Here is a 14389-nt window from a genome sequence, read left to right as displayed (position 1 = left end):
CTCTTCCACCTCTAAACTTCTAATATAATAGTAACTATCACTATAGATACAACTTACATTTTTAAAGTCGATTGTTATTATATCATAAAATATATTTATGTAAGTTATCAAAGAAGAAAAGTTATCGTGAATCATTTGTGAAGAAAATGTGAAATGCATAAATAAAAAGGTGTTACGTAATAACGTAACACCTTTTTAAAAATATCCTTCTTCTATTTCTCTTCCGGATAATCACAATACTCGATAATCGTTCCTTCTGTATCCGCTGGGTTAAGATATATTAATCTTCTACCGTGCTTATTAATCCGAAGTGTATGCTCTAATGTCCGAATACCTTGTTCTTTTAACTCTTCTAGAGCCACATCTAAATCATCGACACGATACGCAACGTGATGAACACCTTTACCTTTTTGTTTAATAAAACGGGCAATTGGAGATGTCGTATTATTCGTCGGTGCAAGTAATTCAATTCTATCTCCATCCACTTCAAGAATGGCTACTTCGCTTTCCACACCAGGAGCTTCACTTACGTAACGATCTATTAATTCTCCTGATAGAACCTGTTCATAAAAACGTATCGTACTATCTATATCACGAACTGCGATTCCGATATGATCAATTGTTTTTTTCATTTTATTTCCCCTACTACTTTATTTTTTCTCATTATTAATAGTAACAAAAAAAGCTATAGAAACAAGTCTATAACTTTTTTTATTTAACCTATTTTCTTATCCGCTCTAGTTGCTGGTTGAACTTGATTTTTCACTTTTAAAATGCTAATGCCATATCCGATAAATCCACCGATAATCGCTGGGAAGATCCAGCCTAATCCTACTTCCTGCATCGGAAGGAATTTAGTGAACACTTGGCTTACTACTTCAATGTTAACTCCAGCTGCACTTAATCCATCAAATAAGCTGATGATAAATGTTACGATTAAGCTTACTTGATAAACTTCAGCTCTTCCTTTAAATAATGAATGGAAGAATGTTAAGAAAATCAATACGATTGCTAGTGGATAAATTGCTGTTAATACTGGAACAGAAACTGCGATCAATTGTGTTAATCCTACGTTTGCAACAATTGCACTAAATACACATAGCGTAATTGCAATTGCTTTGTAAGGAACATTTGGGAATAACTTATGGAAGAATGAAGAACATGCTGATACAAGTCCCACACTAGTTGTTAAACAAGCTACTGTAATCATTAATCCTAATAATACTCCGCCATATGATCCGAAATAGTAGTTAGAAACTTTCGCTAATACTTCTCCGCCGTTCTCTAAATGTCCAAGCTTTGCAACACTTGAAGCACCCATATAAGAAAGTGCTGTATAGATAATTGCTAAAATAGATGCTGCAATAATTGTCGCTTTTGCACAAACGACCATAATTTGTGTTTTCGTTTTCGCACCTTTTTCTTTAATAGCATTGATGATGATAATCCCGAATACGAATGATGCGAGCGTATCCATCGTTAAGTATCCTTCTTGGAATCCTTTAAAGAATGCATGTGATGTATAAGCTTCCACTGGTGCTTGCATATCTCCAATCGGATGTATAAAAGCAACGATTACTAAAATACCGATGAAAGTCAACTTAATTGGCGTTAAGATTTTTCCAACAATATCGACAATTTTCGCGGGATTTAGCGAAAAAAAACAAGTGATACTAAAGAATATAATTGTGAAAAGAATTAAAGGTGTAGAACCTACTCCTTCTGGCATAAACGGCTTAAGACCAATTTCATAAGAAACATTTCCTGTTCTTGGTATTGCAAATAACGGACCAATCGCTAAGTATAAAACTGTCGTAAACACAATCCCAAACACTGGGTGAGCACGACTAGCTAACGACTGCAAATCATCTTTACCTGAAAAACCAAATGCTAGTACACCTAGTAATGGTAATCCAACACCAGTTACTAAAAATCCAGCGTTAGCAATCCATACATTCTCTCCAGCTGATTGACCAAGCATCGCTGGAAAAATTAAATTTCCCGCTCCAAAAAATAGTGCAAATAACATTAATCCAATAACTACTATGAACGAAAACGGTACTTTATTCGCCATAATATAACCCCCATTCAAGTTTCCTTATCTCATTTTCCAATTTTAACTAATTGAATTTTCTGAATATTTAATTTAAGTATCAACTATTCTTGAATTCATTATAGTTTGCTATATAATATTTTGCAATACTATTTTCGAACTTTTCTTTTATTTTATAAATATACATTTTTTAACATGAAAAATAGACTAAAAAACCAACATGGTCATCCATGTTGGTTTTTCCATTTACTATCATGAATTAAAATTTTGCTGCTACTTTTTTAACGTTTTCTAGACCTTCTTCAACAATTTGTTGTGAACGATCTGGATATTGATTGTGTCCTTCAATTACAACTGTCTCTGGATTTGTAATTCCCCAGAATCCAAGTACAGTTGTTACGTAATTAACTGCCATTTCCATAGGAGCCATTTGTTCTGAAGAGTAATCTGAACCACGAGCACCTAACACAACTACTTTCTTACCACCAACTAAACCTTCTGGGCCATTTGCTGTATATTTAAACGTTTTTCCAGCTTGAGATAAGTATGAAATATATGTGATTAATGGTGCTGGTACTGTAAAGTTCCATAATGGGAATGCAAATACAACCTTATCAGCTTCTAAAAACTGATTTAAATATTGATCTACTGTAGCAACTGCCTTCTCCTCTTCAGCTGTTAACTCCATACCTTGGCTACGTTTATATCCACCTGAAATCGCAATATTTCCGTAATAAGGAAGATCTAATGCAAATAAATCTAATTCCGTAATTTCTGTATTTGGATTTGCTTCTTTATAAGTACTTACAAATGTTTCATACATTTTTGAACTAACTGCTTGCTCCGCTGGACGATCGTTTGCTTTTACAAATAATACTTTCGACATTTTTTTATTCCCCTCTACAGTCGTATTTTCTTCTTTTTTACCAAATAATGAGCTAAATAGTCCCATTTTCTTCACCTAATCTTTCTTTTCATATTCATTATTCATCATCATAAAAATTCTTATTCTAAGAAAAAGTTCCAATAGATACCTTAAGTTACACTATTGTACTTTTTGTTATTTAATTACTTTATATAAGTTATTTTAATATAGTTACTAACTTTAGTCAATTAACTTTTAATAAAAAATAAAATCTCAACTTAAAAACATTAAGTGAAATACAATTGAACACCAAATACATCTTTATTACTTGTATAATAAACTTAGAGAGGAAAATTCATAGATAGAAAGGATTTATTCATGAGCACTATAGAAAAGATTCAAACTTTTATTATTCTTTTTGCTGTTACATGCGGCATCGTACTCGGACAATTTAATATGATACATACGTATTCAGACAAGTTTATTGTTCCCTTCTTATTCTTCATGCTATATGGATTATTCCTCAGCATCCCATTAAAAGAAATAAAAAACGGATTTCGCAATTTAAAATTTGCTGGAACAAGTCTTACTATTAACTTCTTATGGACCCCTTTACTCGCTTGGGGATTAGGAGCACTATTTCTTTCAGATCATCCAGCACTTTGGGTTGGATTTATAATGTTAATGGTTACTCCATGCACAGATTGGTACTTAATCTTTACTGAAATAGCGAAAGGAAATGTAGCACTTTCTACTGCAATTTTACCTGTAAATTTAATTTTGCAAGTACTACTCCTTCCAATTTATTTATTTTTATTTGCTGGTGTCATGAAAACTGTAGCGGTTTCTGTTTTAGTAGAAAGTATTGTTATCGTAATCGTCTTACCATTTATACTTGCACACGCTACAAAATTCATTATGAATAAAATGAAAAAAGCTGAAACTCTCGAGAATAAACTCATTCCGTTTTTCAGCTCTGCTCAAATTGTATTTTTAAGTTTAGCAATAGTAGCGATGTTTGCATCACAAGGTAAATATTTACTGAAAAATATGAATGTCGTTTTATTATTACTCGTTCCTGTTCTATTGTTCTTCATCATTAATTTTTTACTAGGACAATTTATCGGACGCATGATGCATTTATCTTACAAAGATACAGTAAGTCTAAGCTTAACAACGTTAGCAAGAAACTCACCTGTTGCACTCGCTATCGCTGTGACAGCTTTTCCAGACGAGCCTCTTATCGCACTTGCACTCGTTATTGGACCGTTGATTGAGTTACCGGTACTAGCTTGTGTGTCACAAGTTTTGTTGCTTATTAAGAGAAAACGGCAATACGCATAATAAAAAACGTCCCATTTTGGGACGTTTTTTATTATGGAAAGATTACATACAACACTTATTTCTTATTTATCATTACAAATGAAATTACCGAAACTACAAACATAATACTACCAATTATAAATCGATGGGCTCTAAAAATTTTATATGTTATAGAGAATTAACTTTTCGTTACATTAACAGATCCTTTCTAATTAAAAATGATAGGAAACGTAAATATAACGAAAGCTGCCCAAAGTCCGTAGATTGGCAAATACTTCGTAATGGCATCTTGGATAGCTGTCGGTCCTGATTTGTTTTGCAAGAAACGCATATAGGAAAACATAATCCAAATTAGATTTGCCCAGATCAATATGTTTACACCTAAAACAGCTAGTCTATTAGGTGTAATCCCGTAAGATGAAAGTCTAAATACGATGGCTGACAATGCAACAGTGTCAATAATAAGTGCCAGAACAATTAAGGAAAAATTTATATAATCTGAAATGTTCTTTTTCTCGTCCGAGTCACTTTCAACGATAGAAAATATGGTAACAGCCAATACACCAAGGAGTATTCCGTTGAAAGCCATTAGGAAATTGCGATCCAAGAACGGATTTTTCCCGACCCAAATTACCGTTATAAGATAGATAAGCAACGTGATCAGGACGAGAGGACTAAAAATTTTAGATATGTATGGTGTAATATTTTTAGCAAGCTTAAGATTCATTGATACTAAGTATGCAGCCACAATAGCGAGAGCCGCTGCTCCAAATAAAACAACATTACTAAAATAGAATTCTCCTATATCTAAGTCAACAAAGCTAAATAAACGCATGGTGAATATTGCTAGTATCATTCCGCTCACTGCCATGCTCCCGTAGAGAAGACAATATTCTAAATTAAATTTTATATAGGCTAATCTTGTACCGCCTTTTGAATATTCATTTCCTGTAAACGCAAGCCCTACTAAGACCCATAAAAATATAGGAAGATGTAAATACGCAAGTATGGTACTGTCTTTATAATTTATTGGCAACGTATTAAGATACACCCCGGAAACTAGGAATAACGCTATAAGGGAATAAATAATACTTTTTTTCGGCTTATTATTGTAAACAAAATAAGCAGCAATAAAGGGAATTACACCAAAAGCCAAATTAATTGGAGCAATTGCTTCCTGCTCAACAAAGTGGGAAATGATTCTAGTGCTTATGCCGGCCAGAATAGCTAAAAGGCCCATGAATAAGAAACCTTTTTGAAACAAAGATGTTTTTTCTTTATTTACCTTCTCCTTGAAATGCAACCTTTCATACCAAGCACCTAGAATTTGAGAATCAGGGTTTTGGTCCCATGCTTGTGAGAATGCTTTTTTAAAAGCTTTCGGATCTTTTCTATACATCTTCTCCAACTCATGGGGGTTATCCATATGTTTAACAATCAAATTGTTAATGTTCATAGTTATACCTCCTCTAATTTTAAAAATAAGGTTGTTACCTTTTAACAAAAGCACCTCACTCATTTATTATGATTTTGATTTTAATACAAAATTTATCGTTTTACAATAAAAAATTATTATTTAAAGGATTTTTTTTATCGTTAAATTTTATATAAAAGAAAAAACAAAAGAGCATGACAGTTTTATGTCATGCTCTTTTAACAAATTAATTCTCAAATACAAAATTAATCTTATTATCTTTCCACTCTAATTTCGCATCAAACGTTTTCTCGCCCTTTTTAAAGCCTTTAATTAAATCAGTCTTTTCACCTTTTAAGAGCTTTGTCATATTCTTTTGCGAAATTGTTTTACTTAATATCTTCTTTGAAATGGTGAAATCACATTGCGTTGTATTATAGTTAGAACAACCGTAAAACGTTGACTTATCAATTACATCGCCATCACATTTTTTACAGCTACCAACCTTTTTACCCGTTGTAAATTTCGATCCTTTTCGTTCAATCGATTCAACATGTAGTCCCGTGAAATCCCACTTCTCAGACATTTCCACTGCGTCTTCAATAATTTTAGCTGATAGCTTTTTCGTCTGTTCCATAAATGTAGCTGGTGAAGCTGTACCTTCACCAATTTCCGCAAGACGTTGTTCCCATTTCGCAGTCATTTCCGGTGAAGCTAGTATTTTGTCACCAATTGCGGTAATTAATACTTTTCCTTTATCAGTCGCATACACTTGGTTTTTCTTTACATCTATATATTTACGGTCTTTCAGCATCGTAATAATACCCGCGCGGGTCGCTTCCGTACCTAAACCTTCTGTTTTCTTCAATACCTTCTCTAGCTCTTCATTCTCTAAATACTTACCGGCTGTTTTCATTAACGTAATAAGTTGTCCTTCTGTATAACGCTTCGGTGGCTGTGTTTTTCCTTCTTTCACTTTCACCTTTACAACTTTTCCTTCTTCACCTTCAGCTACAATTGGAAGAATGGTTTCGTCATCTTTATCGTCTTGGAAAATAACTTTACGCCAACCTTCTTGAATTTGCTGTTTTCCTTTTGAAATGAATTCAGCGCGTTCATCTACAAGCGTAATGATTGTAGTATAGTCAAAGATTGCAACTTCATAATGAGCTGCAATAAGCCTTCTTACGATCATATCGTATATTTTCTTTTCATCACCTGATAGTCTGCTTGGGTTTGTAACTTGCTCTGTCGGAATAATCGCGTAGTGATCTGTTACTTTCTTTTCATTTACATAACGCTTATTGTTCATAATGGATTCAACCGGAGCCAGTAATAAACCTTTATATTCATCAAACTGACTTAACTTCTGTAAAATATCAGGGAATGTTGCCGCTTCACCTTCTGTAACATAGTTAGAATCTGAACGTGGATAAGAAACAATCCCTTTTTGATAGAGTGCTTGCGTTATATCAAGCGTCTTTTTCGGTGAAAACTTAAAGGCTTTATTTGCCGTTGCTTGCAGTGATGATAAGTTGAATAAAAGCGGCGGCTGAAACTCTTTACGCTCCGTTTTCATTTCCTTCACAACAGCCGGTTTCCCTTGGCAAAATGCCGCAATTTTATTCGCCATATCAGGGTCTTTTAAGCGGGATTCATTATCCTTCTCCCATTTCCCGTCATATTTCTTTCCTTCTATATTAAAGGTTGCAAACACTTCCCAGAAAGGCTCTGACTTAAAGTTTTCAATTTCTTTCTCACGCTTTACAATCAATGCTAACGTTGGTGTTTGGACACGACCAGCAGAAAATACATCATTCATTCCTTTTTTCTTTAGCAAAATACTAAACACACGTGATGCATTCATACCAACAACCCAGTCAGCACAAGATCTTGTGTATGCTTCGTAATACGTATTAATTGTATCTGATTCGTCAAGTAAATTTTTAAACCCTTGATAAATAGCTTGCTTCGTTAAAGACGAAATCCATAGACGCTTCATCGGCTTTTGCACGTTACAAAGATTAATAATATTTCGTACGATCAGTTCCCCTTCACGCCCAGCATCTCCTGCGTGAATAATTTCTGTTACCTGTGGATTATGTAACAGCTGTTTCACAACGTTAAATTGCTTATACTTTGACTTTGTTACTTCAAATTGAAAACGCTCTGGAATCATCGGTAATGTATTAAGTGACCATTTTTTCCACTCTGCGTGATAATGCTCTGGATTACATAACTGCGTCAAATGACCAATTGCCCATGTACAGTACGCTCCATTTGGAAATAACTCATTCGCTTCTACTTCTAAATATCCATCTTTCCGGCGATATTTAAACTGTGAAACAAGAGCCAAACCTTGATCTGGTTTCTCGGCAATAATTAATTTCATTTTATAACTCCCTATCTGTATTCCAGTGTTACTTTCATTGTCTATATGTTTAGAAGCGATGATAAAACAACAATCTTATTTATCATTCGCGGTTTGTCTCGCAAATGTGAGACCTATAATATTATACGCTTATTCTTTATGGCTTCACAATAGAAACTCTTCATTTAACTCTTACATTCACATGCTCATAATTAAAAAGCCGTCCCCAAAAAATCACAAGCCTTCTTGCTTACATCTATGAAATTGTGCAGATAATATGCAGATATAAATTATCATAAGTACACATATGATGAAATGAACGATAGGACAAGGAGGTATCATAATGTTTGCTTATACGTTAACTGCCCTAACACTTTGCTGTACCTCAATTCTTATTGCATCCAATATTTCTAAACGCAAGGGTACCCTAATGGAGTATATGGTATTTATTATGTCTTTTAGTATGAGTATCGGTTTAAGTATTGGTTTTTATTTAGGCATTCTCTTTAAGGGGGAATTACTATATTCTACTTTACTTGCTATTTTAATTAGTGGTTTTATCGGTTTTTTAGTGGGTCTACGTTTTCACCTATATACTGCTTTAGAAGGAATGTTCTCTGGATTAATGGCAAGTATGATGGGAGCAATGATTACAGAAATGTTAAATGCTCAACAAGCTCATAGTATACTGTTCATTAGTCTCTTACTTACTATAACGATTACTATGTCATGTATAATTCAATTGTTATCAGAGAACTTGTCTACTTTTATCCAACGGCGTTTTTTGTTATTCCTTTCAATTAGTGTAATAATTATCGTTGCCGTATTCGTGACATTTCCAGATCATACTCCCTCACCTTCACCTGGGCATAATCAACATATACATTAGTACTTGCAACAAAAATAAATAAGCAGCTATCCATAGGATAACTGCTTCCTATTATTCTGGCTTATTAGGAATGTTTTGGTTTGGAGCATAGTCAGATTTATAATCTGTATAGTTCACTTCCGTTACCATCCCTGCTGAAGCATGATGTAGGTCGTGACAGTGGAACATCCACTCACCGGGATTGTCTGCTACAAAGGCTACTTCATATTCTTCACCTGGTTTTAAGTTCAATGTATCTTTTACAATTGGAGAACCTTCTATCGGTTTTCCATCTTTACTCAACACCTGGAAGAAGTGCCCGTGTAAATGCATTGGGTGATCATCCATTTTAGAACGATTTACCAACTTCACTTTTACTAAATCACCCTTTTTCACTTGAATTGGGTCAATATCCGGAAATACCTTTCCGTTAATTGTATATACCATTTCATTTTCATTCATTTGCGTATTTAAGTCCATATTATATGTGGCAGTATACTCTTGATTTAACGTGAAACTTCCTAATTTTTTAGTACCATATTTCATTATATCTACTTTCGGTAATTTTTCTTTTTCGTCTGCTTTATCTTTCATCTCTTTACTGCCATCATATTCAATAACAGCTTTCATTCCTTTTGCACCTTTATTTTTCGAATGGTCTTCAACATACCATTTCCCAGTTTTATTAGCAGTAAATTCAATATCATAACGTTCACCCGGTGCGATTGAAATTACTTTATCCTTCATAACTTTTGGATCGTTTATTGGTTGACCATCTGTCGCAATTACTTTTATATCATGACCGTGAACATGTATATCATGTGATAGATAACCAGCATTAACAAGTCGAAGACGAACTTTATCTCCCTTATTCACTTTCAATAGCACTACTAAATCACCGCTTTTTCCATTGATTGTGAATAAATCATACATACTCATATCATGACCTTCCATCTTCATATTTCCATGGTCCATTCCTGCCATATTGCCAGAGTCTTTTTGATCACTGCCCATGTCCATACCAGAATGATCCATGCCGTTCTTATCATCATTCTTTTTCGTATTTTCATCACCTTTAGATTTATTACCTATTTGCCCTTTTGTCATTTCTTTTAACTGCTTTTTAATTTCTTCTTTATCTGTAACCCATTCATCCAACATTAATGTGTAATCTTTATCATATTTTTCCTTTGTATCTTCTACAATGAGCGCTCCATACAAACCTCTATCTAATTGATTTACAGAATCTTGATGCGAGTGATACCAGTACGTTCCTGGTACGTTCGCTTCAAATTCGTAAGTGAAACTTTTTCCTGGTTCAACTGCATCTTGTGTCACGCCTGGAATTCCATCCATGTTATTTGGGACAGGATATCCATGCCAATGAATAGATACTGGTGCAGATAATTCATTTTTTAATGTCACTTTCACCTTTTCACCTTTTTTCACCCGAATTTCTGGACCAGGAGATGAGCCATTAAATGTCCAGACTGGAACAATAACACCGTTACTTAACTTTTGCTTTTCTTCTTTCGCTATTAAAGTAACTTGTGGTCCTTTTTCAACTTTCAATGGTTTTGTAGCTGTTTCAGTCTGTAGTGTTTTTTTATCTTTCATATTTTTATGATCATTTGTTGTATTTGTCGTCACAGAACAGGCAGCAATTAAAAATATTACAGAGACTGTAACGGCTGTTAATACAAATCGCTTCATGGAAAATCCCTCCTTTTTCTTTTTCAAAATCATTATAGAAGTTAATTTCCAAGAAAATAAGGAGATGTAATTAGATCTTACGTAAGCTAATTGGAAGATTACTAAAAGCGGAGACATTACAAGAGGCAAATATTTTAGAAATACAAAATATTTTCCTTGTAGCGACTATACTAGCCGTTCTCGTATTTGTTTTGACGTTATTTCTTAAGAAACAATAACACTACTATTATTAAATAAGAAAAATGTAGCTAAAATGCTCTTCACAAAAGAACTTACATTTTTGTATAATAAGAACTAATGTTCCTTACAAGAAGACAATAGACTCAAATTACACAAATATATCAAATAGAAGAGGATTGATATACGATGAAAATTGATAGACCAAAAATTTCACCAGAGTTATCTTCAAAGAATTTTCAAGATATTTTTTATGAAGAAGATCCAACATTAGAAGTGTGTGAAATTATAGACTCCACTTTCGAAAATGAATCTGTAGATAGAGTGCGATTGTATGATGCAGTGATAAAGAATTGTAAATTCACTAATACAGACTTTAGCAATATTGATATTACAGATGTTTGTTTTGAAAACTGCGATTTATCAAATGTTAATTTAAGCAATTCTTCTGTTCATAGAGTCGAATTTAAAAACAGTAAATTAATCGGGGTTAATTTTGCAGAATCTAGCTTAGGAAATGTTAAATTTGAGAATTCAATTTTGAATTTAGCGGCATTTGGAAATTCTAAACTAGAAAAAATTATATTTAATGAAACTTCATTAAATAATGCAGATTTTTTTGACTGTAAACTTAAAAAAGTTGAATTCCAATTATGTAGTCTTGATGAAGCTAATTTTGATCAGACATCACTGAAGGGGATAGATATTAGTTCTTCTACCTTTGATACACTTACAGTTTCAGTGAACGATTTAAGAGGATGTAAAGTATCAACATATCAAGCTGTTCAGTTTGCTACTTTATTAGGATTAATAATTAAAGATTAGTATTTCGAAGAAAAGAACCCTATCCCGAATCATGGATTTTTTAATTGTCCACGATTCGAGATAAAGTTCAAATAAATTAGTGATGACTTTTTTATTATTTAACTACAGCTTGGTTTCCTTTTACATGTTCATTATTTACACTCATAAATTCTTCAATTTCTTCAACTTCTCTAATGATATCTTTTGACAAGTTTTCATACCCGTCTTTCGTTACAAGAATGTCATCTTCAATACGAATTCCAATTGATTCTTCTTCAATATAAAGACCAGGTTCAATTGTTATAACCATACCTTCTTCTAACATTCTATCTTTATATGTTCCTACATCATGTGTATCTAAACCAAGGAAATGGCTGACACCATGATAATAGTATTTTGATAACTCTTCATCTTCTTGAATTAAACCAATTGCTTTACACTCTTCTGCCAGTACCTTTTTTGTATGCTCATTTAATGCAGCGAACTTTAATCCCGGCTTAATAATCTCTGTTGTTTCTTTTAATGCTTTTAATACAATATTATAAATTTGTTTTTGACGACTAGAGAATATTCCATTTGCCGGGAATGTATAACTAATATCAGCGTTATAGTAGTCTTTTTGAGCACCTAAATCTAGTAATACTAAGTCACCATTTTGAATTTGTGCATCATTATCTTCATAATGAAGAACTGTAGCATTTTTACCGCTTGCCAAAATTGTATTGAACGCATGATGCTTAATGCCAGATGATTTCAGTGTAAAATCAAATTGAGCTTCTAATTCATACTCCATCATGTCTGCTTTTGCATGCTTAAGTACGTTGTAAATACCGTCTTTCGTTATAGCAATCGCTTCTTTAATAATTTCAATTTCTTCCTCTGTTTTAAATACTCGTAATTCACAAATGTTCGGATATACATTACTAATTGTTACGTGTGGATATTTTTCTCTTACATGTTTAGCAAATGCTAATGTTTTTGTCTCCGTACCATTCCACTCACGACGTTCTATATCTAAATATAGATGCTTCGCATTTTCTGTAAAAAGTATATTTGACATTGTCTTTTCAAAGCTATCTAAATATACAACTTTCTTTATACCTGAAATTTTCTCTGCTTCTTCGTTAGAAACTGTTTTACCGACCCATTTTTCCATTACTGGATCTGACTTTTCAATGAAAAGTGTTTCTTCAACACTACTTCCAACCTTTTTCAGCATAAAAATAACATTTGGTTCATCGATTCCCGTTAAGTAGTAAAAATTACGATTCGGTACAAATTTATAATGTGCATCAGCTGACATATGCGGTGCTTGTCCCGCAAATAAAATCGTAATAGATCCCTCTGGTAATGTGTTTGCTAATCGTTCTCTATTTTGAGCAAAAAATGTTGATTTCATAATAATCCTCCTAGTGTTCTATGTATGCTTGTGAAACTAATCATCAATACAATTCATTCTATTATTGTTATAATTTTTCGTCAATTTTTAACTTAATTTTAGATAGTATTGACACAAACAACTAAACAAGTTACAATAACTATAAATTAGTAAGCTGCTAATTTATTTTAAAATAAGAGGTGAACAAAATGCAAAACATTTTATTCCGTATTAATGAATTATCAAAAAAAGAAAGAACATCTGGATTAACAGTTGATGAAAAACAAGAACAACAAATGTTGCGTCAAAACTATACACAAACATTTCGTGGAAGCCTAGATTCTATTTTATTAAATACAAAAATTGTTGATCCGAATGGTCTTAACGTTACACCAGTTGCATTACAAGATGCTCAAATACGTTTCAAATTAAGCAAATGAGTTCCGCGCTAAAGAATTTCAATAAAACATAAACAGAGCTGGATTTGCTATATAGAAATTCCAGCTCTGTTTATTGTCTTTTCTAATTTAGTAAACGAGCGATACATCGCAATTCTCCACGACACAATCATCGCAAATGCAAGTAAGAAAAACATTCCGCTTAACTCTGCCAAATCAATTGATTGGCTTAAATATGACTTTAATGCCACGCGTACAGCTAATAAGCCTACTAAAATGAATATGAATGCTTTTGAAGGTTTCATAAATATATGTTCGCCTTTTATTTCGAACTCAGTTGTTTTAATAAGAAAAATAGAGAAAATAAGCCCTATACTAATTGCCTCGACTATTTCTAACGATGTTAATCGAAACTCTGGTAAAAAGTACATCATCGCTCCTGTACTCATAAAAATTGGTGGCAATATAATTTTCTTTTTCGTTACCGGCTTTTTCGCTGCTTTAAAACGTAGAAACATTACCCCAACAGCCATACAAACTGCTACGACACTTGATAAAAGTGCTATCATACTTTCCACTCCTATCTATTTAAATGACTTTTTTAGCAAAATCATAAACCAAATGAGCCCTACACTTATAATAACGTGACCTACCCCAGCCATATGGCTTAAACCGTTAAAGTCAGTTCCGTTTACTTGTAATAGACCTCTAAATATAATTGTTGCAATATTAAAAATTAATCCTACATTATAAACAATAAACCATGCACGAAAGCTCTTTGTTTCTTGTACATGAAACACTTTACATAAAGCGAAAGCAATTAAAAAAAATAAGAAACCAAGCACTAGTACATGTGTATGTACTAATTGCAACATTGTGGATCCTTTAATTCCTTGTGCTTTCGAATACTCTCTTGCAAATACTCCTGATAGTAAACCGATAATTAAGTAAATGAATGATGCATTATATAAATTCTTCATTTTATTCCTCCTATTGTAAACTTTCCATATTCGCTACAATCATTT

General features: G+C 33.0%; 13 protein-coding genes. 4 read left to right on the top strand and 9 right to left on the bottom strand.

Annotated features, from left to right (window positions below; all coding sequences use genetic code 11):
* Positions 1 to 212: 212 nt before the first annotated feature.
* The 3 genes from MR143_RS02525 to MR143_RS02515 form a co-directional block, all read right to left on the bottom strand.
* Positions 213 to 632, bottom strand: coding sequence for a VOC family protein (locus MR143_RS02525; RefSeq protein WP_000750855.1), 420 nt, complete (start codon positions 630 to 632; stop codon positions 213 to 215).
* Between the two features lie 83 nt (positions 633 to 715).
* Positions 716 to 2074: a branched-chain amino acid transport system II carrier protein gene (brnQ, locus tag MR143_RS02520; protein ID WP_001284783.1), complete on the bottom strand. Its 1359-nt coding sequence runs from the start codon at positions 2072 to 2074 to the stop codon at positions 716 to 718.
* Positions 2075 to 2312: 238 nt separating this feature from the next.
* Complete coding sequence (locus MR143_RS02515; RefSeq protein ID WP_000522529.1) at positions 2313 to 3005, bottom strand: FMN-dependent NADH-azoreductase; 693 nt, start codon at positions 3003 to 3005, stop codon at positions 2313 to 2315.
* Between the two features lie 291 nt (positions 3006 to 3296).
* Between MR143_RS02515 and MR143_RS02510 the strand changes: the two genes are divergently transcribed.
* Positions 3297 to 4262 (top strand): arsenic resistance protein, encoded by a 966-nt coding sequence (locus tag MR143_RS02510; protein ID WP_000103815.1) that lies wholly within the window; start codon positions 3297 to 3299, stop codon positions 4260 to 4262.
* Between the two features lie 187 nt (positions 4263 to 4449).
* Here MR143_RS02510 and MR143_RS02505 read toward each other — a convergent pair whose 3' ends face one another.
* Positions 4450 to 5697, bottom strand: coding sequence for a DUF4153 domain-containing protein (locus MR143_RS02505; RefSeq protein WP_242280607.1), 1248 nt, complete (start codon positions 5695 to 5697; stop codon positions 4450 to 4452).
* 205 nt (positions 5698 to 5902) lie between these two features.
* A complete protein-coding gene (gene topB / locus MR143_RS02500) occupies positions 5903 to 8047 on the bottom strand; it encodes a DNA topoisomerase III (protein WP_000766762.1) in 2145 nt (714 codons plus the stop codon).
* A gap of 322 nt (positions 8048 to 8369) precedes the next feature.
* On the opposite strand from topB, the gene MR143_RS02495 reads away from it, so the two are divergent.
* Positions 8370 to 8915 carry a hypothetical protein gene (locus MR143_RS02495; protein WP_000458519.1) on the top strand — a complete coding sequence of 182 codons (546 nt, stop codon included), beginning with the start codon at positions 8370 to 8372 and terminating at the stop codon, positions 8913 to 8915.
* A 51-nt stretch (positions 8916 to 8966) separates the two neighbouring features.
* Here the strand turns inward: MR143_RS02495 and MR143_RS02490 are convergent, their stop codons facing one another.
* Positions 8967 to 10607 (bottom strand): multicopper oxidase family protein, encoded by a 1641-nt coding sequence (locus tag MR143_RS02490; protein WP_199717535.1) that lies wholly within the window; start codon positions 10605 to 10607, stop codon positions 8967 to 8969.
* 366 nt (positions 10608 to 10973) lie between these two features.
* On the opposite strand from MR143_RS02490, the gene MR143_RS02485 reads away from it, so the two are divergent.
* The gene (locus MR143_RS02485) at positions 10974 to 11609 is read left to right on the top strand and encodes a pentapeptide repeat-containing protein (protein ID WP_000687268.1); all 636 of its coding nucleotides are present in this window, start codon (positions 10974 to 10976) and stop codon (positions 11607 to 11609) included.
* A gap of 94 nt (positions 11610 to 11703) precedes the next feature.
* On the opposite strand, the gene MR143_RS02480 is transcribed toward MR143_RS02485, so the two are convergent.
* Positions 11704 to 12987 (bottom strand): aminopeptidase P family protein, encoded by a 1284-nt coding sequence (locus tag MR143_RS02480; protein ID WP_000842972.1) that lies wholly within the window; start codon positions 12985 to 12987, stop codon positions 11704 to 11706.
* A gap of 188 nt (positions 12988 to 13175) precedes the next feature.
* Here MR143_RS02480 and MR143_RS02475 point away from each other — a divergent pair, with 188 nt between their 5' ends.
* Positions 13176 to 13406, top strand: coding sequence for a DUF896 domain-containing protein (locus tag MR143_RS02475; protein ID WP_001179620.1), 231 nt, complete (start codon positions 13176 to 13178; stop codon positions 13404 to 13406).
* A 47-nt stretch (positions 13407 to 13453) separates the two neighbouring features.
* On the opposite strand, the gene MR143_RS02470 is transcribed toward MR143_RS02475, so the two are convergent.
* Together MR143_RS02470 and MR143_RS02465 are read right to left on the bottom strand one after the other, a co-directional pair.
* On the bottom strand, positions 13454 to 13933 hold the full coding sequence (locus MR143_RS02470; protein WP_000561073.1) for a CcdC family protein: 480 nt from the start codon (positions 13931 to 13933) through the stop codon (positions 13454 to 13456).
* A gap of 15 nt (positions 13934 to 13948) precedes the next feature.
* Entirely contained in the window at positions 13949 to 14344 is a 396-nt protein-coding gene (locus MR143_RS02465; protein WP_000794055.1) for a DUF2871 domain-containing protein, read from the bottom strand.
* Positions 14345 to 14389: the final 45 nt, after the last annotated feature.

Source organism: Bacillus cereus group sp. BfR-BA-01347 (assembly GCF_022663835.1).
Lineage (GTDB): Bacteria > Bacillota > Bacilli > Bacillales > Bacillaceae_G > Bacillus_A > Bacillus_A thuringiensis_K.
This window is presented reverse-complemented; position numbering and strand designations above follow the sequence as displayed.